Origin of the sequence: Streptomyces spiralis, from assembly GCF_014654675.1 — a bacterium.
Lineage (GTDB): Bacteria > Actinomycetota > Actinomycetes > Streptomycetales > Streptomycetaceae > Streptomyces > Streptomyces spiralis.
This window is the reverse complement of record NZ_BNBC01000067.1, coordinates 17,362-39,008: the sequence shown is the minus strand read 5'-3', so window position 1 is coordinate 39,008 and position 21,647 is coordinate 17,362. Positions and strand designations below refer to the sequence as shown.

The window sequence follows — 21,647 nt, the reverse complement described above, 5'->3', positions numbered from 1 at the left end:
TACGGCTACACCATCGGCAAGGGCATCGCCTACGCCTGGCTCCCGACGGAACTGGCCGAGCCCGGCACGACCGTGCACATCGGCTACTTCGACCAGCGCGTGGAAGCGGTGGTGACCGAAGAGCCCCTGTTCGACCCGACCATGTCCCGCCTCCGTGGCTAGCCCCGGGGAAGGAGTACCGCCGGTGACCGCACAACTTCTCGACGGCAAGGCAACTGCCGCCACAATCCGCCGTGAACTCGCCGAGCGCGTGGCCAAGTTGACGGCCATGACCGGCCGCCCACCCGGCCTCGGCACCGTCCTGGTCGGTGACGACCCGGGCAGCCACGCCTACGTCGCCGGAAAGCACCGCGACTGCGCGCAGGTGGGTATCGCCTCCCTGCGCCGCGAACTGCCCGCCGACGCCACCCAGCGGCAGGTCGAGGACGTCATCGACGAACTCAACGCCGACCCCGCCTGCACGGGCTACATCGTCCAGCTGCCGCTGCCGCGCCACCTGGACGCCAACGCCGTGCTCGCCCGCATGGACCCGGCCAAGGACGCCGACGGACTGCACCCCGTCAACCTCGGCCGCCTCGTCCTGGGCGTGGACGCCCCGCTGCCGTGCACCCCGCGCGGCATCGTCGAATTGCTGCGCCGCTACGACGTCCCGCTCGCCGGAGCCCGAGTCTGCGTGATCGGCCGGGGCATCACCGTCGGACGGCCCATAGGACTGCTGCTCACCCGCCGCTCCGAGAACGCCACCGTCACCCTGTGCCACACCGGAACCAAGGGCTTGGCCTGGCATGTGCGCGAGGCTGACATCGTCGTCGTCGCGGCCGGCTCGCCCGGACTGATCACCAAGGACATGCTGCGCCCCGGCGCGGCCGTCCTGGACGTCGGCATCACCCGCACCGAGCACGGGCTCGTCGGTGACATCCACCCGGAGGCCGCCGAGGTCGCCGGATGGCTCGCCCCGATGCCCGGGGGTGTGGGACCCATGACCCGAGCGATGCTCCTCGCGAATGTCGTCGAGGCCGCCGAGAGGAACGCGAACACCGTATGAACACCCTGAACACCCGCCTCGCCGAGCTGGACCCCGAGGTCCACGAAGCCCTGCGCGCCGAGCTGCATCGCCAGCAGTCCACCCTGGAGATGATCGCCTCCGAGAACTTCGCGCCCACCGCGGTGATGGAGGCGCAGGGCTCGGTCGCGACCAACAAGTACGCCGAGGGCTACCCCGGTCGCCGCTACTACGGCGGCTGCGAACACGTCGACGTCACCGAGCGGCTGGCGATCGAGCGCGTCAAGTCCCTGTTCGGTGCCGGCTACGCCAACGTCCAGCCGCACTCGGGTGCCCAGGCGAACACCGCCGTGTTCTTCGCCCTGCTCCAGCCCGGGGACACCGTCCTCGGTCTCGACCTCGCGCACGGCGGTCACCTCACCCACGGCATGCGCATCAACTACAGCGGCAAGATGCTCAACGTCGTGCCGTACCACGTCTCCGAGGCGGACAACCTCGTCGACATGGACGAGGTGGAGCGGCTCGCCAAGGAGCACCGCCCCAAGATGATCATCGCGGGCTGGTCGGCGTACCCGAGGCAGCTGGACTTCGCGGCCTTCCGCAGGATCGCCGACGAGGTCGGTGCCCTCCTCATGGTCGACATGGCGCACTTCGCGGGCCTGGTGGCCGCCGGACTGCACCCGAGCCCCGTCCCGCACGCGCACGTCGTCACCACCACCACGCACAAGACCCTCGGCGGCCCCCGCGGCGGCGTCATCCTCACCGACGACGCCGATCTCGCCAAGAAGATCAACTCGGCGGTGTTCCCCGGCATGCAGGGCGGCCCGCTGGAGCACGTCATCGCGGCCAAGGCGGTCTCCTTCAAGGTCGCGGCGTCCCCCGAGTTCGCCGAACGCCAGGCCCGCACCCTGGCCGGCGCCCGCATCCTCGCCGAACGCCTCAGCCGGCCCGACGCGGCCGCCGCCGGAGTGAAGGTGCTGACCGGCGGCACGGACGTCCACCTGGTCCTGGTGGACCTGCGGGACTCCGAACTCGACGGCAAGCGGGCCGAGGACCTCCTGCACGAGATCGGCATCACCGTCAACCGCAACGCGGTGCCCTTCGACCCGCGTCCGCCGATGGTCACCTCCGGCCTGCGCATCGGCACCCCGGCGCTCGCCACCCGGGGCTTCACCGAGGACGACTTCGCCGAGGTCGCCGACGTGATCGCGCTGGCCCTCCAGCCCGAGCCGGACGTGGCCGCGCTGCGTGCCCGCACCGAGGCGCTGGCCGCCAAGCACCCGCTCTACCCGCACCTCTCGCACGACGGAGACGCCCGATGAGCCCCCGCACCCCCGGCGCCGACCTGCCCGACCACCCGGACTGGCTCTGGCGCACCCCCGAGCCCAAGCGGTCGTACGACGTGGTGATCGTGGGCGGCGGCGGCCACGGCCTGGCCACCGCCCACTACCTGGCGAAGAACCACGGCATCACCAACGTCGCCGTTCTGGAGAAGGGCTGGCTCGCCGGCGGCAACATGGCCCGCAACACCACGATCATCCGCTCCAACTACCTGTGGGACGAGAGCGCGGGGATCTACGAGCACGCGCTGAAGCTGTGGGAGGGGCTGGAGGAGGAGCTGGACTACCCGATCCTCTTCTCCCAGCGCGGTGTGCTGAACCTCGCGCACAGCCTGCAGGACGTCCGCGACAGCGTGCGCCGGGTCGAGGCCAACCGGCTCAACGGCGTCGACGCCGAGTGGCTCGACGCCGAACAGGTCAAAGAGGTCTGCCCGATCGTCAACACCTCACCCGACGTGCGCTACCCGGTCCTCGGCGGCACCTACCAGCCGCGCGCCGGCATCGCCAAGCACGACTACGTGGCCTGGGGCTTCGCCCGCTCCGCGGACGCCGCCGGCATCGACATCATCCAGAACTGCGAGGTCACCGGCCTGGACGTGGTCGGCGGCCGGGTGGTCGGCGTACAGACCACGCTCGGCCCGATCGCCGCGGGCAAGGTGGCCCTGTGCTCGGCCGGACACACCTCGGTCCTCGCCGCCATGGCGGGCATCGAACTGCCCGTCCAGAGCCATCCGTTGCAGGCACTGGTGTCGGAGCTCCTCGAGCCGGTGCACCCGACGGTCGTCATGTCCAACGCCGTCCACGTGTACGTCAGCCAGGCGCACAAGGGCGAACTGGTGATGGGCGCCGGCATCGACGCCTACAACTCCTACACGCAGCGCGGGGCGTTCCACATCATCGAGGACCAGATGGCGGCGGCCCTGGAACTCTTCCCGGTCTTCGCCCGCGCCCACGTGCTGCGCACCTGGGGCGGCATCGTCGACGTCAGCCCCGACGCCTCGCCCATCGTCGGCCTCTCCCCGGTCGACAACCTCTACCTCAACTGCGGGTGGGGGACCGGTGGTTTCAAGGCCACCCCGGGTGTCGGCTGGGTCTACGCCCACACCATCGCCCACGACACCCCCCACGCCCTGAACGCCCCCTTCTCGCTCGACCGTTTCACCACCGGCGCGCTCGTCGACGAGCACGGCGCTGCCGCGGTGGCCCACTAGGGAGCCGAACCATGCTGCTCATCCCCTGCCCGTGGTGCGGGCCCCGTGACGAGGCCGAGTTCCACTACGGCGGCCAGGCCCACGTCCCCTACCCCGAGGACCCCGCCGCCCTCACCGACGAGGAGTGGGCGCGCTACCTCTTCTTCCGCGACAACCCGAAGGGCCCCTTCGCCGAGCGCTGGAGCCACGCGGCGGGCTGCCGCAAGTGGTTCAACGCGGTGCGGAACACGGCGACGAACGAGATCCTCGCCGTTTACAAGGTGGGGGAGCCGCGTCCGGAGACGCTCGAGCCGCGTCCGGAGACGCTCGAGCCGCGTCCGGCCATCGCTCAACCGCGTCCGGAACAACCAGCCGGTCCGGCGCTCGAGGCCGAGGCCCGCCCAGCGCCGTCCGGTGGTCCGGGGGCGGAGCACCCGGCACGGCTGGCGAGCCAACCGCATCGCCTGGCCACCGGTGGCCGCATCGACCGCGACGACCGACTGACGTTCACCTTCGACGGCACCGAATACCAGGGCTACCGCGGCGACACCCTCGCCTCCGCCCTCCTCGCCAACGGCGTCATCCAGGCCGCCACCAGCATCAAGCTCGGCCGCCCCCGCGGCATCTTCTCCGCCGGGGTCGAGGAGCCCAACGCCGTCATCCAGATCGAGGAACCCTTCCCCGAGCCCATGCTCCCCGCCACGACCGTCGAGCTCTACGACGGCCTGGTCGCGAGCAGCCTCCCCGGCCAGGGACGCCTCGCCACCGAGCCCGACCCCGCCCGCTACGACGCCGTACACGCCCACTGCGACGTGCTGGTCGTCGGCGCGGGCCCGGCCGGCCTGGCGGCGGCAGCAGCAGCGGCGAGCGGCGGCGCGCGCGTCATCATCGCCGACGACCAGCCGGAACCCGGCGGCAGCCTGCTCGGCACCGGCGAGCACCTCGACTGGGTCGAGGCGACCCGCGCCCGGCTCGAAGCCGCGCCCGAGGTACGGGTCCTGCGCCGCACCACGGTCTTCGGCCACTACGACGACAACCACCTCCTCGCCGTCGAGCGCCGCACCAACCACCTCGGCGCCGAGGCCCCGGCGAACGTCTCCCGAGAGAGGGTCTGGCGCATCCGGGCCCGGCGCGTGGTCCTCGCCACCGGCGCCCACGAGCGCTCTCTGGCGTTCGGCGACAACGACCGCCCCGGCGTGATGCTGGCGTCCTCGGCCCGCACGTACCTGCGCCGGTACGCCGTGCTGCCGGGCCGGCACGCGGTCGTGTTCACCACCAACGACAGTGCCTACGCCGCCGCGCTGGACCTGGCCGCCGCGGGTGTCGAGATCGCCGCGATCGTCGACACCCGGCCGGAGCCGGGGGAGTGGGCCGAGCGTGCCCGGTCCGCGGGGATCGAGGTGCTCGCAGGGCACGCGGTCACCGGCACCCGGGGCACGGACCGGCTCACCGCCGTGACGGTCGCCCCGTACGGGGAGTCCGTGGGGCAGCGGGAGTTCGCCGTGGACCTGCTCCTGGTCTCCGGCGGCTGGAACCCGGTCGCGCACCTGTTCAGCCAGTCGGGCGGCAAGCTCCGCCACGACGAGGCACTCGGCGCGTTCGTGCCCGACAGCTGCCGTCAGGCGGTGGAGGTCGCGGGCAGCGCGAACGGGGCCTTCGATCTCGCCGTGACCCTCGCGCAGGGCGCGGCCGCCGGTGCCCGCGCGGCCGAGGCGGAGGGATACACCGCCGAGGCGCCCGCCCTCCCGGCCGTGGCCGCCCAGCCGCACACCCCGCCCATGCAGGTCTTCACCGTCCCCGGCGACACCGACGCCCCCCGGTTCGTGGATCTCCAGCGCGACGTCACGGTCGACGACCTGGCCCGGGCGACCGGCGCGGGCCTGCGCTCGGTCGAGCACACCAAGCGCTACACCACGGCCGGCACCGGAGGCGACCAGGGCAGGACCGCCGGCGTCCTGGCGAGCGGGGTCGTCGCCGAACTCCTCGGCGTGGACATCTCGGCGCTCGGCCTGCCCACCTTCCGGCCGCCGTACACCCCGGTCTCCTTCGCCGCCCTCGCCGGCCGCGACCGCGGCGCGCTGAGCGACCCGGTCCGCACGACCGCCCTGCACACATGGCACGTCGAGCACGGCGCGCTGTTCGAGAACGTCGGCCAGTGGAAGCGGCCCTGGTACTACCCGCAGGACGGCGAGGACATGGAGACCGCCGTGCTGCGCGAGTGCCGGGCCGCCCGCGAGGGCGTGGCCTTCATGGACGCCTCCACGCTCGGCAAGATCGACGTGCAGGGCCCGGACGCCGCGCTGTTCCTCGACCGGCTCTACACGAACATGATGAGCACCCTGAAGGTCGGCATGATCCGGTACGGCGTGATGTGCCGCCTGGACGGCATGGTCTTCGACGACGGCACGGTCATCCGGCTCGACCGGGACCGGTTCCTGGTGACCACCACGACCGGCAACGCGGCGACCGTCCTGGACTGGATGGAGGAGTGGCTGCAGACCGAGTGGCCCGAGCTGCGGGTCCACTGCACCTCGGTCACCGAGCAGTGGGCCACCGTGGCCCTGGTCGGTCCGCAGTCCCGCACGGTCCTCGGCTCGCTCGCGCCCGAACTGGCCGTGTCCAACGACGACTTCCCGTTCATGGCGTGGCGGGAGACGACGGTCGCCGGCCTCGACGCGCGCGTGTGCCGGATCAGCTTCTCCGGCGAACTCGCCTACGAGATCAACGTGTCCCCGTGGGACGCCCGCACGCTGTGGGAGGCGCTGTACGAGGCCGGCGCCGCGTACGGCATCACCCCCTACGGCACCGAGACCATGCACGTCCTGCGCGCCGAGAAGGGGTATCCGATCGTCGGCCAGGACACCGACGGCACGGTCACCCCGCAGGACCTCGGCATGAGCTGGGCGGTGTCGAAGAAGAAGCCCGACTTCATCGGCAAGCGCTCCTACGGCCGCGCCGACACCGTCCGCCCCGACCGCAAGCACCTGGTCGGGCTGCTCACCGAGGACCCGGCCGTCTTCCTCCCGGAAGGCACGCATCTGGTCGCCGACGGCGAACTGCCCCCGCCGCCCGTGCCGATGCTCGGTCACGTCACCTCCAGTTACCGCAGCGCGGCGCTCGGCCGGACCTTCGCGCTCGCCCTGATCAAGGGCGGCCGCGACCGTATCGGCGAACGCCTCTACGCACCCGTCGGCGACCGGCTGGTCCCGGTGACCGTCGCCGGTCCCGTCCTCTACGACCCCGAGGGAGCCCGCCGCGATGGCTGACACCGTCCTGACCGCATGGCAGCGCAGCCCCCTGGCCGACGCCGCCCACCGCCTGGCCGCCGTGACGCGCTCCTCCCGGGGCGCGATCCGCCTGGCCGAACTCCCCTTCCTGGCCCAGGTGAACGTCCGCCTGGACGCCAAGGGCCCGGCGGCGGACGCCGTGGGCCTGGCCCTGGGCCTCCAACTGCCCCTGGAGGCCAACACCGTCGTGCACGCCGGAGACGTGACCGCGGTGTGGCTCGGCCCCGACGAATGGCTCGTGGTGGGCAGGCCCGGCACTCAGGGGGACCTGGAGGGCAGGATCCGCTCGGCCGCCGGAGACGAACCGGTCTCCGTCACCGATGTCTCCGCCCAGCGCACCACCCTCCTGGTCGCCGGCCCCCGCGCCCGTGACCTGCTGGCCCACGGCTGCTCGCTGGACCTGCACCCGCGTGCCTTCGGCCCCGGCCGCAGTGCGCAGACGACGCTGGCCCGCACCCAGGTGGTCCTGGTGGCCCGCGACGAGCCGAGGGCCGGCTTCTGGGTGCTGGTGCGCTCCTCCTTCGCCGGCTATCTGGCGGACTGGCTGCTGGACGCGGCCGTCGAATACCGGTGAGCGGCCCGGCAGGGCGGCAGAGATGACCCGGCGGTGCCGGGCCGACGCGGACGGTCGGCCCGGCACCGCCGTTCCATTTCCGCTCCGGGGGCCGACCGCCTGCCCGAAGAACGAGTACGAGAAAGGCCCGCAGCCGTGCGCGACCTCGCCCCCCTGGCCCGCTTCGGAGACCTTGTCGCCACCGGCCTCCTCGACGTGACGAGCGATCCGGCCGCGTTGGACTCCACGGGTTTCTGGGCGGTCTGCGCCGATTTCGAGGGGCGGCTCACCTGCGCCCGTTTCGCGGACGTCCGCGAGGAGCCGGTGCCCGCCCCGGTGCCGGGCGGCCGGCGCGGACCGGCGGTGGGGGACTGGACGTCCTCCCTGGACCGGGTCGCGTACACCGCGGGGGTCCGGCGCATCCGCGAGTACATCGCGGCCGGCGAGGTCTACCAGGTGAACCTCTGCCGGGTGCTGTCCGCGCCGGTCGCCCCGGACACCGACGTGGACGCCCTGACCGCGCTGCTGGCCCGGGGCAACCCGGCGCCGTACGCGGGGACGTTCCGGCTGCCGGAGCACGGCGTGGAGATCGCCACCGCCTCGCCGGAGCTGTTCCTGCGCCGGGACGGGCGTGTCGTGGAGTCGGGACCGATCAAGGGGACCGGGCGCACGGAGGCGGACCTTCTGGAGAAGGACTACGCCGAGAACGTGATGATCGTGGACCTGGTCCGCAACGACATGGGGCGGGTCTGCGCCACCGGCAGCGTGACCGTCTCCGACCTGTGTGCCGTCGAGAAGCACCCGGGGTTGGTCCACCTGGTCTCCCAGGTCCGCGGCGAGCTGTGCGACGGGGCCGGCTGGCCGGAGCTGCTCGCCGCCGCCTTCCCGCCCGGCTCGGTCACCGGCGCGCCGAAGTCGAGCGCCCTGCGGATCATCGAGGAGCTGGAGACGGTCCCGCGCGGGCCGTACTGCGGTGGCATCGGCTGGGTGGACGCCGACCGGGGCGTGGGGGAGCTGGCCGTCGGCATCCGCACCTTCTGGATCGACCGGGAGGCCGGGATGCTGCGCTTCGGTACCGGCGCCGGGATCACCTGGGGTTCCGACCCCGAGGGGGAGTGGCGGGAGACCGAGCTGAAGGCGTCCCGGCTGCTCGCGGTGGCGGCGGGGGGACGAACTCCCTTGAACGCCCAGGCGACTTCTTGACAACGGTGGGGGCCGACCTCAGACTGACGTTGCGCTAAGTGCATTAAGTTTCGTAATACGCACCGAGGTGGTCCTCATGATTCCCGTGTGCCCTCTCGCCGATCTGCCACGAGGCGAGGCGTTCCGGCTCGAGAACGACCCGCCCGTCGCCGTGTTCCACACCGAGGACGGCGAGGTCTACGCGATCGACGACACCTGCACCCACCAGGACGCCTCGCTGGCCGACGGCTGGCTGGAGGGGTGCGAGGTGGAATGCCCCCTGCACGCTTCGAAGTTCGACCTGCGCACCGGCGGCGTGGACGCGCCCCCGGCCCGGCTCCCCGTGCGGACCCACGAGGTCGTCGTCGAGGACGGCATGATCTACGTCAAGCTCTCCGCGGCCCCGCCGAACCTTCCGCCCTCCTGCGTCGCCGCCCGGCTCGGCGGTGTCCCGGTCGCCGGAGCCGGCACGTGAGGACCGTGGCGGTCGTCGGCGCCTCGCTCGCCGGGTGGTCGGCCGCCCGCGCGCTGCGCGCCCAAGGCTTCGACGGACGGCTCGTCGTGATCGGCGACGAGACCCACCGTCCCTACGACCGGCCGCCGCTGTCCAAGGAGTTCCTCTCCGGCCGGACGGCGGAGTCCGAGCTGCTGCTCGAAGCGGACGGCGAGGAACTGGGCGCGGAGTGGCTGCTGGGCGCCCGTGCCGTCGGGCTCGACCGCACCGAGCGCGCGGTTCGGCTCGCGGACGGCCGTACGGTCCGTGCCGACGGGTTCGTGGTGGCCACCGGAGCGGCCGCCCGCACCCTCGGGGGAGGGCACGGGCTGGACGGCGTCCACGTGCTGCGTACGCTCGACGACGCCCGCGCCCTGCGGGCCGACCTGGCGCGCGGCGGCCGGCTCGTGGTCATCGGCGGCGGGTTCATCGGTGCCGAGGTCGCCTCGACCGCCCACGCCCTCGGGCTCGAGGTCACCGTCGTCGAGGCGGCGCCGACCCCGCTGGCCGGTCCGCTGGGCACCGCCATGGGCGAGCTGGTCTCCGCCCTGCACGCCGACCACGGCGTGCGGCTGCTGTGCGGTGTCGGCGTGGAGGCGCTCACCGGCCGTCAGGGCAAAGTGACGGCGGTCCTGCTGGCGGACGGCCGCAGCCTCCCGGCCGACACCGTGGTCGTAGGGGTGGGTGCCCGCCCTTGCGTCGAGTGGCTCGAGGGCTCGGGCGTGGCGCTGGAGAACGGAGTGCGCTGTGACGCCGCCGGAGCCACGAACATCCCCGGTGTCGTCGCCGTCGGCGACTGCGCGGCCTGGTACGACCCTGCGGTCGGCGCGCACCGCCGCGTCGAGCACTGGACCGGGGCGCGGGAGCGGCCCACGGCCGCCGTGACCGCACTGCTCTCCGGCGGCGCGGTGACGCCCGAGCCGCCTCGTCCGCCGTACTTCTGGTCCGACCAGTACGGCGTGCGCATCCAGTTCGCCGGATACGCGGCCGGAGCCGACCGCGTCACCCTCGAGGAGGGCGCGGCGGACGACCGCAGCTTCCTCGCCGTCTACCGGCAGGCGGACCGCCCGGTCGCCGTGCTCGGCGTGAACCGGACCCGGCCGTTCATGCGGTGGCGCCGGCAGCTGGCCGCGGACGCGGTGCAAAGGGCGGGATCCCGGTGACCGCCACCCTGCACGTCACCGCCTCAACACACCCCGGGACCCCGGACGTTCATCCGTACGGGCTGCCACGACCCGGTCGGGCACTGGTGATGGGCGTCGTCAACGTCACTCCGGACTCGTTCTCCGACGGAGGGCGGTCGTTCGCCCCGGAGGCCGCCGTCGCGCACGGACTCGCCCTGCTGGAGCAGGGGGCCGACATCGTGGACGTGGGTGGCGAGTCGACCCGGCCCGGCGCGGGGCGCCCGTCGGCCGAGGAGGAGTTGCGGCGCGTGCTGCCCGTCGTCCGGGAACTCGCCGCGGCGGGCGCCCTCGTCAGCGTCGACACCATGCGGGCCGAGGTCGCCGCCCGTGCTCTCGACGCCGGCGCCCGGATGGTCAACGACGTCTCGGGCGGCCTCGCCGACCCCGCGATGCTGCCGCTGATGGCCCGGGCGGACATGCCGTACGTACTGATGCACTGGCGCGGCCACTCCGCCGGCATGCGGGCGAACGCCGTCTACGGTGATGTCGTCACCGATGTGGTCGGCGAGCTGCGCCTGCGGACCGGGGCCGCGCTGGAGGCAGGGATCCCGCCCGGCCGCCTGATCGTCGATCCCGGGCTCGGCTTCGCCAAGGAGGCCGAGCACAACTGGCAACTGCTGGCCCGGCTGGGGGAGGTCCGTGCGCTGGGCCATCCGGTGCTCGTGGGTGCGTCCCGCAAGTCGTTCCTCGGCCAGGTGCTGGCCGACCCGACGACGGGACAGCCGCGCCCGGCGCCGTTGCGGGACGCCGCCACCACCGCCGTGTCCGTCCTCGCCGCGGCGCAGGGCGCGTGGTGCCTGCGCGTGCACGACGTGGCCTCGACCCTCGACGCGGTACGGGTGACCGCCCGCTGGGGTGCCGAGGCGGCGCCGGCCCCCTGAGCCGAGGGCAGTGCCCGCCGTACGCGTAACGCCGCTGAGGGCACTCAGCCCGCGTACCCCATCCTGTGGCTGATCTCCTGTGCACCCTTGATCAGCAGGGGTGCCAGCTCGTGGATGCGCTCCTCGGTGAAGCGGTACGCGGGGCCGGAGGAGCTGAGGGCGGCGACGACCTCGCCGTGGTGGGAGCGGATCGGGGCCGCCATGGCGTGCAGCCCGATCTCCAGCTCCTCCAGTGTCACCGCGTACCCGCGTTCCCGCGCCTCGGCCAGGTCCTTCTCCAGCTTCCTCCGGGAGGTCAGAGTGTGCGGGGTGTGCTTCTGCAGCCCGGAGGCCGCGAGCACCTCGTCGCGCTCCTCCGCCCGCAGGTGCGCGAGCAGGATCTTGCCGCTGGACGTGGCGTGCACCGGGGTGAGCTGTCCGACCCAGTTGTGGGTGCCGACGGCGCCCGGGCCGCGCACCTGGTAGAGGTTGACCGCGTAGTGCTCCTGCAGGACGGCGATGTTGACGGTCTCGCCGATCTCCTCGCTGAGCCGCTCGCACACCTCCCGACCCTGCTGGGTGATGTCGAGGCGGCCCGTGACCGCGCCGGCCAGACGCACGATGCCGAAGCCGAGCCGGTACTTGCCGCGCTCGGTGGCCTGCTCGACCAGTCCGCGCGCCTCCAGCGCCCCGAGCAGGCGGAACGCGGTCGACTTGTGGACGTCGATCTCGGCGGCGACCTCGCTGACGCCCGCCTCCCCGCGCTGGGCGAGGATCTCCAGCACGCTGACGGCTCGGTCGACGGACTGCACCCCGTTCACCGCCGGAGCGGTTGTTTCGCCATCTGCGACGTAGTTGCTCATGGCGCAACTATAGGCAATGTCGGCCCGTGTGCCCCATGGGTTGCGGAGGGAAAGTCAGGAGGGAGGTTATACGACGGCTCCTCCGGCAGGGGAGCCGTCGTCGGCGGTTCGGCGGGCCGTGAACCGGTGGGATCAGCGGAAGACGACCGTGCAGTTGCCGTTGGCCAGCACACGGCTCTCGCTGTGCCACTGCACGGCGCGCGCGAGGACCCGGGCCTCGACGTCGCGGCCCATGGTGACCAGCTCGTCCGGCGTGTGGGAGTGGTCCACGCGCACGACGTCCTGCTCGATGATCGGGCCCTCGTCGAGGTCGGGCGTGACGTAGTGCGCCGTCGCCCCGACGAGCTTCACGCCGCGCCGGTGTGCCTGCTCGTACGGCCGGGCTCCCTTGAAGCTCGGCAGGAACGAGTGGTGGATGTTGATGGCCCGGCCGTCGAGCCGCTTGCACAGGTCGTCGGAGAGGATCTGCATGTAGCGGGCGAGCACCACCAGGTCGATGTCGAGCTCGGCCACGAGCTCCAGCAGCCGGGCCTCCGCCTCGGCCTTGGTCTCCTGGGTCACCGGGACGTGGTGGAAGGGGATGCCGTAGTTCCGGGCCAGCGGCTCGAAGTCGCGGTGGTTGGAGACGATCGCCGGGATCTCGATGTTGAGCGAGCCCGTGGACTGGCGGAAGAGGAGGTCGTTCAGGCAGTGGCCGAACTTCGACACCATGATCAGGGCGCGGGTCGGGGTGGTGACGTCGTGCAGCTGCCAGGTGATCCGGTACGTCTCGGCGACCGGGCCGAAGTCGGTGCGCAGCTGCTCCAGGGACGTCGCCGGGTGGGTGACCTCGAAGTGCACCCGCATGAAGAAGCGCTCCTGCCGGCGGTCGTCGAACTGCTGGCTCTCGAGGATGTTGCCTGAATGGCTCACGAGAAAGCTGGTGACGGCGTGGACGAGGCCGGCCCGATCGGGGCACGAGAGGGTGAGGACGAACTCGCGGCCGGGCTGCGGGCGAGGGGACATGACATCCTCCGTTAATGCGCAGTACGCAACAGTGAGAGTGATACGCAACATGGTCCGGTGCGGACGGTGCCGGGTCAAGGGGTACGTTCTGCTTGGTGCAAGAAGATGCGCTATGTGCAACAACTCGCCTCAGGGGCGGCCGAGATGGCCGAGCCGGCCGGAGATTTCCTGGGCCGCGGTCCGCACCAGGGCGGCCACCTCCCGGAGCCGCTGCACGGACAGGCGGAAGGACGGCCCCGAAGCGCTGAGCGCGGCCACCACCTGCCCGTTGAAGGTGACGACCGGCGCGGCCACCGCGTTCAGGCCCTTCTCGAGCTCCTCCACGCTGTAGGCGCAGCCGGCCGCGCGGATGCTCGTCAGCTGCGCCCGGAGAGTGCAGGGGTCGGTGACGGTGTGCGGCGTGTAGCGTTCCATGGGCGCCGCGAGGCGCCTTTCGCGCTCCGGCTCCGGCAGATGTGCCAGCAGCACCTTGCCGCTGGAGGTGGCATGCAGCGGTGTACGCCGGCCCAGCCAGTTGTGGGTGGTGATGGCCGAGGGGCCGAGCACCTGGTCGATGTTGATCGCGGCGTCCCGGTCCAGGATGGCCAGGTTGATGGTCTCCGCGACGCGTGCCGCCAGTCGTTCGCAGACCGGGCGGCTCTGCCGGGAGAGGTCCAGCCGGACGGAGGCGGCGCCGGCCAGGCGGATCAGGCCCAGCCCGAGGCGGTACTTGCCGCGCTCCTCCGTCTGCTCGATGAGCCCGCGCAGTTCCAGGGCGGTGGCGAGCCGGGACGCCGTCGACTTGTGGACGCCGAGTTCGGCGGCGATCTCCGTGACGCCCGCCTCTTCCTGACGTCCCAGGAACTCGAGAATGCCCGCCGCCCGGTCCACCGACTGAACCGGGGACGGCGACTGATGCGGGAACCCCGCCCGCTCGGGCGGCGGGCGGCCCTCGATGCTGTCGCTCATCTCTTCTACCGGTAGATGACGAAGACCTTGCGCAGCGTTTCGTGGATCGTCCACGTCCCCTGCCGGCCGATGGGGAAGACCGACGTGGTGCCGGGGCCGACCTCGGTCGTCGCCCCGCCCTTCTCCGCGCACGTCATGCGCCCGGACAGCGCGTGGACGACCTCGCCCCGGTCGGAGAAGTCCCACGCCGACTCGCCGGGGTCGCACTCCCACGTTCCACTGACGATCCGGCCGTCGTCCGAGCTGAAGATGCGCCGGCCGCGCGTCCGCATGGGGCCGGCGAGCGGCGTGGCCGTCGGCGGGGCCAGGTCCTTTTCGTCCTCGAGCTCGTCGGAGGACAGCGAACCGGCGTCCAGGCTGATGGTCATACCCATCTCCTCTTCATAGGGACCGTGAGGTGCGTCCGCGCCGCACGCGGAAGAATTGATGTCTCCTAATGCGAGACGAGACGCGCATTGCGCAACATGATGGAGGTAAGTCCGGGGAAGTTACAAGAGCTTCCGTCTCTTGTCTTGACGCCGAAACGCCATCGATGTTCGGTTGCGTGTATAGAGACGCGTTTTACGGAGCGCAACCCGGTCCCAGTCCCCAGACCAGGAGGTCCGATGTCGATCCGTGCCATCGACGAGGCGCCACTCAGCAGATTCCACCGCAAGCTCACCTGGGCCTGCGCCGGCGGTCCTTTCCTCGACGGCTATCTGCTCAGCATCATCGGCGTCGCACTCGTCGGCATGAGCAACGAACTGCACCTGTCCACGGGGGACGAGAGTCTCATCGGTGCCGCCGCCCTGGTCGGCATCTTCGTCGGAGGTCTGTTCTTCGGTGCCGTCACCGACAAGCTCGGCCGTGAGGCGATGTACACCATCGACCTCGCGGTGCTGGTCGGCGGGTCGATCCTGTCGGTGTTCGCCACCGAGACCTGGCAGTTCGTCGCACTGCGCTTCCTGCTCGGCATGGCCATCGGAGCCGACTATCCGATCGCGACGTCCCTGCTCGCCGAATGGGTGCCCAACCGGCATCGAGGCCGCCTGCTCGGTGTCCTCATCCTGGCCTGGTACGTCGGCGCCGCGGCGGCCTATGTGATCGGCTATGCGATGGCCGAGATCGGCGGCTCCGGCACCTGGCGCTGGATGCTCGCCTCGGGCGCCGTGCTGAGTGCCGTGATCCTGCTGCTGCGCATCGGAACCCCCGAGTCGCCGCTGTGGCTGGTGAACAAGGGCCGTACCGCCGACGCCCAGAAGTCGATCCAGAAGGCCCTCGGTCGCACCATTCCCATCCAGCAACTGGTCGTGGCCGCGGCCGAGGAGCAGTCGGCGGAGCACAGCCGCTTCCGCGATCTCTTCCAGGGCGTCTATCTGCGGCGGACGCTGTTCTGCGGGATCTTCTACATGTGTCAGATCACGCCGATGTTCGCCCTGTACACCTTCGGCCCCGCCATTCTGGGCTCCTTCGGCCTCGGTGAGGGCAACAGCAGCAACCTGGGCTCGGCGCTGATCAGCGTCGTGTTCGTCCTGGGCTGTGTCCCCGCGCTGCGGATGGTCGACCGGATCGGACGCCGTCCCGTCATCGTGTGGTCGTTCGCCCTGATGGTGGTCCCGCTCGCGGTGCTCGGCGGCGGCTCCGCGCTGCCCATCGCCGTGGTCGTGACGTGCTTCTGCGCCTATGCCCTCTTCTCGGGCGGCCCCACGGTGCTGGAGTGGACCTATCCGAACGAGCTGTTCCCGACCGGCATCAGGGCCACCGCAGGAGGCGTGGCCACCTCGATCAGCCGTATCGGCGCCGCCGCCGGCACCTATCTGCTGCCCATCTCGCTCGACCGGCTGGGCATCGGCACGACCATGCTGATCGGCGCCGGCATCACGCTGGTGGGCTGGGTGGTGTCCTTCCTGTGGGCCGAGGAGACCCGGGGCCGTACCCTCGCCGAGACCAGTGCCCTGCCCGGCGCTGCCCGGCCCGCGACCGCCGACAGGGACCGTGACCTCGAACGATCCTGACGGCGCACCCGCGCCGAACCGCCTGACACGCAGCCGGCCGACCCCTCGGGGTCGGCCGGCTGCGTGCGTCCAGGAACCACTGAAGTTCGCCCGGCCGACCTCTTGACACTGGTCACCCAGAGGCATGACAGTGTGACCGTTGCTTATGGCGAACTACGTCGCACATTACGCAACAACCATGGCGGCTCGATCTCGGCCTTCCCCAGGCTCCGTGACCGCCGATCGCAACTCTCTTCCCTCGTCGAACGCTCCGCGGAGCGATCGGACCTCCCCATCAAGAACACCGGCCGAAGCCCGCATTCGGCCGCCCCTCAACGAGGAGATCGGCAGTGACACACGAGGTACGCGCCGTCGTCGCCCACAAGAAGGGCGCCCCGGTCTCGGTGGAGACCATCCTGGTACCGGACCCCGGCCCGGGAGAGGCGCTGGTGCAGGTCCAGGCCTGCGGCGTCTGCCACACCGACCTGCACTACCGTGAGGGCGGCATCAGCGACGAGTTCCCGTTCCTGCTCGGCCACGAGGCGGCCGGCCTGGTCGAGGCCGTCGGCGAGGGCGTCACGGACGTCGCGCCCGGCGACTTCGTCGTCCTCAACTGGCGTGCCGTGTGCAGCAACTGCCGCGCCTGCAGCAAGGGCAAGCCGTGGTACTGCTTCGCCACCCACAACGCCACCCAGCCGATGACCCTGACCGACGGCACCCCGCTGTCCCCGGCCCTGGGCATCGGCGCCTTCGCCGAGAAGACCCTGGTCGCCGCCGGCCAGTGCACCAAGGTGGACCCGACCGCCTCGGCCGCGGCCGCCGGTCTGCTCGGCTGCGGTGTGATGGCCGGGTTCGGCGCCGCCGTCAACACCGGCGGCGTCGGCCGCGGCGACTCGATCGCGGTGATCGGCTGCGGCGGCGTGGGCATGGCCGCCATCGCCGGCGCCAAGGTGGCAGGCGCGAGCCGCATCATCGCCGTCGACGTCGACGAGCGGAAGCTGAAGTGGGCCGAGCGGTTCGGCGCCACCGACACCGTCGACTCCTCCAAGACCGACGCCGTCGAGGCCGTCCGCGGCCTCACCGGCGGCTTCGGCGCCGATGTCGTCGTGGACGCGGTGGGCCGCCCCGAGACCTACAAGCAGGCCTTCTACGCCCGCGACCTGGCCGGCACCGCCGTCCTGGTCGGCGTACCCACCCCCGAGCTGACCGTCGAGCTCCCCCTGCTGGACGTCTTCGGCCGCGGCGGCGCCCTGAAGTCCTCCTGGTACGGAGACGGCCTGCCCTCCCGCGACTTCCCCGCCCTCATCGATCTCTACCTGCAAGGCCGGTTCGACCTGCAGGAGTTCGTCAGCGAGACGATCGCCCTGGACGAGGTCGAGGCGGCGTTCACCAAGATGCACCGCGGTGAGGTCCTGCGCTCGGTGGTCGTCCTGTGACCGCGCGGATCGAGCACCTGGTCACCTCCGGAACCTTCGAACTCGACGGAGGGCGCTGGGAGGTCGACAACAACGTCTGGCTGGTCGGCGACGACCACGAGGTCGTCGTGATCGACGCCGCGCACGACGCCGACGCCATCGCCACCGCCGTCGCGGGGCGGCGCCTGGTCGGCGTCGTGTGCACCCACGCCCACAACGACCACGTGAACGCCGCTCCCGACCTGGCCGCCGGCACCGGAGCACCGATCCTGCTGCACCCGGCCGACGAGGTGCTGTGGAAGGCGGCGCACGCCCCGCGGGAGCCCGGCTACCGGGAACTGATCGACGGTGAGGAGCTGACCGTCGCCGGTACCGGCCTGCACGTGCTGCACACCCCCGGGCACTCGCCCGGCGCCGTCTGCCTGTACGCGCCCGAGCTCGGTGCGCTGTTCTCCGCCGACACCCTGTTCAAGGGCGGCCCCGGCGCCACCGGCCGGTCCTACTCCGACTTCGGCACCATCATCGCCTCCGTCCGCGACCGGTTGCTGACGCTCCCCGCCGACACCGCCGTGCACACCGGCCATGGCGACGACACCTCGATCGGGGCCGAAGCACCGCGGCTCGACGCCTGGATCGCCCGGGGGCACTGACCCGCCCGCCACGACACCAACCTGGAGGAAGACCATGGCGGCACAGCCGAAGGTGGTCATCATCGGCGCCGGCATCGTCGGGTGCGCACTCAGCGACGAACTGACCGCACGCGGCTGGACGGACGTCACCGTACTGGAGCAGGGCCCGCTGTTCGCCACGGGCGGCTCCACGTCGCACGCCCCCGGTCTGGTCTTCCAGACCAACGGCTCGAAGACGATGACCGAGTTCGCGCGCTACACGGGCGAGAAGTACAGCTCGCTGACCCTGGACGGGCAGTGGTGCTTCAAGCGGGTCGGCGGCCTGGAGGTGGCCACCAGCCCCGAGCGGCTGGCGGAGATCCGGCGCCGGCACGGCTGGCTCACCTCCTGGGGGGTGGACAGCCGCCTGCTCTCCCCTGAGGAGTCCGCCGCCCTGCACCCCCTGCTGGACCCCGAGCGGATCCTCGGCGGCTTCCACATCCCCAGCGACGGCCTGGCCAAGGCGGTGCGGGCGGGCGAGGCCCAGGCCCGGCTGGCGATGGCCCGCGGAGCCCGGTTCCACGGCCACCACACGGTCACCGGGATCGAGACCACCGGAGACCGGGTCAGCGCCGTGATCACCGACCAGGGGCCCTTCGCGGCGGACATCGTGGTCTCCTGCGCCGGCTTCTGGGGTCCGAGGATCGGACGGATGGTCGGGCAGGAGGTGCCACTGGTACCACTGGCCCACCAGTACGCCAGGACGACCCCGCTCCCGCGGCTCAAGGGGCTCAACGACGAGCGCACCGAGGCGTCCCTGCCGATCCTGCGCAACCAGGACGCCGGCCTGTACTACCGCGAGCTCGTCGACCGCATCGGCATCGGCTCCTACGCCCACCGCCCGATGCCGGTCTCCCTGGACGACGTCGCCCACCCGCGCGACGCCGCGATGCCGTCCTCGCTGGAATTCACCGAGGCCGACTTCGAGGGCGCGTGGGCCGACTCCCTCGCCCTGCTCCCGTCCCTCGCGGACGCCAAGATCGAGGAGGGCTTCAACGGCATCTTCTCCTTCACACCCGACGGCATGCCGCTGATGGGGGAGTCGCCCGAGGTCCAGGGCTTCTGGCTGGCGGAGGCGGTGTGGGTCACCCACTCGGCCGGCGTCGCCAGGGCCATGGCCGAGTGGCTGGTCCACGGCCGGCCCCGCACCGACGTCCACGAGTGCGACATCAACCGCTTCGAGGAGGTCCAGCTCGCACCGTCGTACGTGCACGAGCGCAGCTGCCAGAACTTCGTCGAGGTGTACGACATCCTGCACCCGCTGCAGCCGATCGAGGCCCCGCGCTCCCTCAGGGTCAGCCCCTTCCACGCCCGACAGGAGGCCCTCGGCGCGGTCTTCCTGGAGGGCGGCGGCTGGGAACGGCCGCACTGGTACGAGGCCAACGCCTCCCTGCCCGAGGTGGCCCTGGTCCCGGGCCGGAACGCCTGGGCGTCCCGCTACTGGTCCCCGATCGCCGGCGCCGAGGCCCTCGTCACCCGCGAGCGAGTGGCCCTGTACGACATGACCCCGCTGAAGCGTCTGGAGGTCACGGGCCCCGAAGCACTCGCCTTCCTCCAGCTTCTGACGTCCAACCAGCTGGACAAGCCGGTCGGATCGGTCACCTACACCCTGCTGCTCGACGAGGCCGGAGGCATCCGCAGCGACCTGACCGTCGCGCGCCTGGAGACCGAGCGCTTCCAGGTCGGCGCCAACGGCAACCTCGACCTGGACTGGCTGCGCAGGCACCTGCCCGCGGACGGCTCGGTGCAGGTGCGGGACATCACCGCCGGGACCTGCTGCCTGGGCGTATGGGGCCCGCTCGCCCGCGACCTCGTACAGCCGCTGACCGACACCGACTTCTCCCACCAGGGCTTCGGCTACTTCAAGGCCAAGCGGGCCTGCCTCGGCGAGGTCCCGGTCACCGCGATGCGGCTGTCGTACGTGGGTGAGCTGGGCTGGGAGCTGTACACCACGGCCGACCTCGGCGCCAGGCTGTGGGACACCCTGTGGGAGGCCGGGCAGGAGCTGGGGATCATCGCCGCCGGGCGCAGCGCCTTCAACAGCCTGCGCCTGGAGAAGGGCTACCGCTCGTGGGGCCATGACATGACCACCGAGCACAACCCCTACGAGGCCGGCGTCGGCTTCGCCGTCCGCCGCACCAAGCCGCACTTCACCGGCAAGCCCGCGCTGGAAGGGATCGGCGAGGACACGGTCGGCCGCCGGCTCGTCCCGCTGGTGATCCAGGACCAGCAGTCCGTGGTCATGGGCCACGAGCCGGTGTACGCGGCCGGCCGCCCGGCCGGATACGTCACCAGCGCCGCCTACGGCTACACGATCGGCGCGCCGATCGCCTACGCCTGGCTGCCGGCCGAGCACGCCGCCCCCGGCACCCCGGTGGAGATCGAGTACTTCGGCGCCAGGGTCCCGGCCGTCACCGCCGCCGAGCCGCTGTTGGACCCCGAGATGTCGCGGATCCGGCGCTGAGCCGGCCCCGGCCACAACCAATCCACCACCGGCACCACTCCCAGGAGATGGACACATGGCCTCTACGTACGACGTGATCGTCGTCGGCCTGGGCGGGATGGGCAGCGCGGCCGCCTGTCACCTCGCCGCCCGCGGTCAGCGCGTGCTCGGCCTGGAGCGCTTCGGCCCGGCCCACAGCCAGGGCTCCAGCCACGGCGGATCCCGCATCTACCGGCAGGCCTACTTCGAGGACCCGGCCTACGTGCCCCTGCTGCTCAGGGCCCGTGAACTGTGGGAGAAGCTGGCCGTCGACTCCGGCCGCGAGGTCTTCACCGAGACGGGCGGCCTGATGATCGGCCGCGAGGACAGCGCGGCGTTCGCCGGCACCCTGCGCAGCGCCCGGCAGTTCGGCCTGGACCACGAGGTCCTCACCGCCGCCGACATCCGGCGCCGCTTCCCCACCTTCACCCCGGCGGCCGAGGACGTCGCCTTCTACGAGCGCAGGGCCGGTGTGGCCCGGCCGGAGGCGACGGTCACCGCCCACCTGGAGCTGGCCGAGGCCCACGGCGCCGAGCTGCACTTCGCGGAAATGGTCCTCGGCTGGGAGGCCGACGGGCCGGGCGGCAAGTCCTGGGTGGTCACCGACCGCGGCTGCTACACCGCCGACCGGCTCGTGTTCGCCCCCGGCGCCTGGGCGCCGAAGCTGCTCTCCGGCCTCGGGGTGAAGGTCACGGTCGAACGACAGGTCATGTACTGGTTCCAGCCCGAGGGCGGAACCGGTCCGTTCACCGCCGACCGGCACCCGGTCTACATCTGGGAGGACCCGGACGGCACCCAGATCTACGGCTTCCCCTCCCTGGACGGCCCCGACGGGGGCGCCAAGGTCGCCTTCTTCCGCAAGGGCGTCCCCAGCGACCCCGACACCCTGGACCGGGAGATCCACCCGGACGAGATCGCCGCCATGGCCGACCACCTGCGTCCGCGGATCCCGAGCCTGCCCGGCCGCTTCCTCAAGGGCGCGGCCTGCATGTACAGCAACACCCCCGACGAGCACTTCGTCCTCGCCCAGCACCCAGACCATCCGCAGGTGACCGTGGCCTGCGGGTTCTCCGGCCACGGGTTCAAGTTCGTCCCCGTGATCGGCGAGATCATCGCCGACCTGGCCACCGAAGGCACCACCGAGCACCCCATCGCCCTTTTCGACCCGCGCCGCGTGCGCGTCTGACACATTCCGAGGTGA

Annotated in this window: 19 protein-coding genes; 15 read left to right on the top strand and 4 right to left on the bottom strand. The window is 71.8% G+C overall.

All coding sequences use genetic code 11. The annotated features are described in order from the left end of the window. The 10 genes from IE318_RS40435 to folP form a co-directional block, all read left to right on the top strand. Positions 1–162 (top strand): glycine cleavage T C-terminal barrel domain-containing protein (locus IE318_RS40435; RefSeq protein WP_308438628.1); only part of this gene is annotated, 162 nt, incomplete at its 5' end. A gap of 22 nt (positions 163–184) precedes the next feature. Continuing rightward, entirely contained in the window at positions 185–1,045 is an 861-nt protein-coding gene (locus tag IE318_RS40430) for a bifunctional methylenetetrahydrofolate dehydrogenase/methenyltetrahydrofolate cyclohydrolase (protein ID WP_189907867.1), read from the top strand. Further along, positions 1,042–2,325 carry a serine hydroxymethyltransferase gene (gene glyA / locus IE318_RS40425; protein ID WP_189907866.1) on the top strand — a complete coding sequence of 428 codons (1,284 nt, stop codon included), beginning with the start codon at positions 1,042–1,044 and terminating at the stop codon, positions 2,323–2,325. Before IE318_RS40430 ends, glyA begins: the two co-directional genes overlap by 4 nt. After that, complete coding sequence (locus IE318_RS40420) at positions 2,322–3,554, top strand: sarcosine oxidase subunit beta family protein (protein WP_189907865.1); 1,233 nt, start codon at positions 2,322–2,324, stop codon at positions 3,552–3,554. Before glyA ends, IE318_RS40420 begins: the two co-directional genes overlap by 4 nt. A gap of 11 nt (positions 3,555–3,565) precedes the next feature. Next, positions 3,566–6,799, top strand: a complete 3,234-nt coding sequence (locus tag IE318_RS40415) for a sarcosine oxidase subunit alpha family protein (RefSeq protein ID WP_189907864.1) — start codon at positions 3,566–3,568, stop codon at positions 6,797–6,799. Beyond that, on the top strand, positions 6,792–7,394 hold the full coding sequence (locus tag IE318_RS40410) for a sarcosine oxidase subunit gamma (protein WP_030179996.1): 603 nt from the start codon (positions 6,792–6,794) through the stop codon (positions 7,392–7,394). The genes IE318_RS40415 and IE318_RS40410 overlap by 8 nt, the downstream gene beginning before the upstream one ends. A gap of 135 nt (positions 7,395–7,529) precedes the next feature. After that, positions 7,530–8,576 carry a chorismate-binding protein gene (locus IE318_RS40405; RefSeq protein WP_189907863.1) on the top strand — a complete coding sequence of 349 codons (1,047 nt, stop codon included), beginning with the start codon at positions 7,530–7,532 and terminating at the stop codon, positions 8,574–8,576. Between the two features lie 76 nt (positions 8,577–8,652). Next, positions 8,653–9,030 (top strand): bifunctional 3-phenylpropionate/cinnamic acid dioxygenase ferredoxin subunit, encoded by a 378-nt coding sequence (locus IE318_RS40400; RefSeq protein WP_030179989.1) that lies wholly within the window; start codon positions 8,653–8,655, stop codon positions 9,028–9,030. Then, positions 9,027–10,211, top strand: coding sequence for an NAD(P)/FAD-dependent oxidoreductase (locus IE318_RS40395; RefSeq protein ID WP_189907862.1), 1,185 nt, complete (start codon positions 9,027–9,029; stop codon positions 10,209–10,211). The genes IE318_RS40400 and IE318_RS40395 overlap by 4 nt, the downstream gene beginning before the upstream one ends. Beyond that, positions 10,208–11,113, top strand: coding sequence for a dihydropteroate synthase (gene folP, locus IE318_RS40390; RefSeq protein WP_373311427.1), 906 nt, complete (start codon positions 10,208–10,210; stop codon positions 11,111–11,113). Before IE318_RS40395 ends, folP begins: the two co-directional genes overlap by 4 nt. A gap of 44 nt (positions 11,114–11,157) precedes the next feature. Here the strand turns inward: folP and IE318_RS40385 are convergent, their stop codons facing one another. From IE318_RS40385 to IE318_RS40370, 4 genes are all read right to left on the bottom strand, one after another. Continuing rightward, the gene (locus tag IE318_RS40385; protein ID WP_189907861.1) at positions 11,158–11,955 is read right to left on the bottom strand and encodes an IclR family transcriptional regulator; all 798 of its coding nucleotides are present in this window, start codon (positions 11,953–11,955) and stop codon (positions 11,158–11,160) included. Between the two features lie 132 nt (positions 11,956–12,087). Beyond that, positions 12,088–12,960 carry a formyltetrahydrofolate deformylase gene (gene purU, locus IE318_RS40380; RefSeq protein ID WP_189907860.1) on the bottom strand — a complete coding sequence of 291 codons (873 nt, stop codon included), beginning with the start codon at positions 12,958–12,960 and terminating at the stop codon, positions 12,088–12,090. Positions 12,961–13,089: 129 nt separating this feature from the next. Next, the gene (locus IE318_RS40375; protein ID WP_189907859.1) at positions 13,090–13,908 is read right to left on the bottom strand and encodes an IclR family transcriptional regulator; all 819 of its coding nucleotides are present in this window, start codon (positions 13,906–13,908) and stop codon (positions 13,090–13,092) included. A 5-nt stretch (positions 13,909–13,913) separates the two neighbouring features. Next, entirely contained in the window at positions 13,914–14,276 is a 363-nt protein-coding gene (locus IE318_RS40370; RefSeq protein WP_189907858.1) for a cupin domain-containing protein, read from the bottom strand. Between the two features lie 237 nt (positions 14,277–14,513). Here IE318_RS40370 and IE318_RS40365 point away from each other — a divergent pair, with 237 nt between their 5' ends. The 5 genes from IE318_RS40365 to solA all read left to right on the top strand — a co-directional run bounded on the left by IE318_RS40365 (position 14,514) and on the right by solA (position 21,632). Then, a complete protein-coding gene (locus tag IE318_RS40365) occupies positions 14,514–15,902 on the top strand; it encodes an MFS transporter (RefSeq protein WP_189907857.1) in 1,389 nt (462 codons plus the stop codon). Between the two features lie 329 nt (positions 15,903–16,231). Further along, positions 16,232–17,317 (top strand): S-(hydroxymethyl)mycothiol dehydrogenase, encoded by a 1,086-nt coding sequence (locus tag IE318_RS40360; RefSeq protein WP_189907856.1) that lies wholly within the window; start codon positions 16,232–16,234, stop codon positions 17,315–17,317. Further along, a complete protein-coding gene (locus IE318_RS40355; protein ID WP_189907855.1) occupies positions 17,314–17,946 on the top strand; it encodes an MBL fold metallo-hydrolase in 633 nt (210 codons plus the stop codon). Before IE318_RS40360 ends, IE318_RS40355 begins: the two co-directional genes overlap by 4 nt. 34 nt (positions 17,947–17,980) lie before the next feature. After that, positions 17,981–20,428, top strand: a complete 2,448-nt coding sequence (locus IE318_RS40350; protein WP_189907854.1) for a GcvT family protein — start codon at positions 17,981–17,983, stop codon at positions 20,426–20,428. 55 nt (positions 20,429–20,483) lie between these two features. Beyond that, positions 20,484–21,632, top strand: a complete 1,149-nt coding sequence (gene solA, locus IE318_RS40345) for an N-methyl-L-tryptophan oxidase (RefSeq protein WP_189907853.1) — start codon at positions 20,484–20,486, stop codon at positions 21,630–21,632. Positions 21,633–21,647: the final 15 nt, after the last annotated feature.

Bases quoted from the DNA above. Each gene is read 5' to 3' on its own strand.
- IE318_RS40365 (WP_189907857.1), top strand. From the start codon at position 14,514: ATGTCGATCCGTGCCATCGACGAGGCGCCACTCAGCAGATTCCACCGC.
- IE318_RS40415 (WP_189907864.1), top strand. From the start codon at position 3,566: ATGCTGCTCATCCCCTGCCCGTGGTGCGGGCCCCGTGACGAGGCCGAG.
- solA (WP_189907853.1), top strand. From the start codon at position 20,484: ATGGCCTCTACGTACGACGTGATCGTCGTCGGCCTGGGCGGGATGGGC.
- IE318_RS40350 (WP_189907854.1), top strand. From the start codon at position 17,981: ATGGCGGCACAGCCGAAGGTGGTCATCATCGGCGCCGGCATCGTCGGG.
- purU (WP_189907860.1), bottom strand. From the start codon at position 12,960: ATGTCCCCTCGCCCGCAGCCCGGCCGCGAGTTCGTCCTCACCCTCTCG.
- IE318_RS40420 (WP_189907865.1), top strand. From the start codon at position 2,322: ATGAGCCCCCGCACCCCCGGCGCCGACCTGCCCGACCACCCGGACTGG.
- glyA (WP_189907866.1), top strand. From the start codon at position 1,042: ATGAACACCCTGAACACCCGCCTCGCCGAGCTGGACCCCGAGGTCCAC.
- IE318_RS40400 (WP_030179989.1), top strand. From the start codon at position 8,653: ATGATTCCCGTGTGCCCTCTCGCCGATCTGCCACGAGGCGAGGCGTTC.
- IE318_RS40375 (WP_189907859.1), bottom strand. From the start codon at position 13,908: ATGAGCGACAGCATCGAGGGCCGCCCGCCGCCCGAGCGGGCGGGGTTC.
- IE318_RS40410 (WP_030179996.1), top strand. From the start codon at position 6,792: ATGGCTGACACCGTCCTGACCGCATGGCAGCGCAGCCCCCTGGCCGAC.
- IE318_RS40370 (WP_189907858.1), bottom strand. From the start codon at position 14,276: ATGACCATCAGCCTGGACGCCGGTTCGCTGTCCTCCGACGAGCTCGAG.
- IE318_RS40385 (WP_189907861.1), bottom strand. From the start codon at position 11,955: ATGAGCAACTACGTCGCAGATGGCGAAACAACCGCTCCGGCGGTGAAC.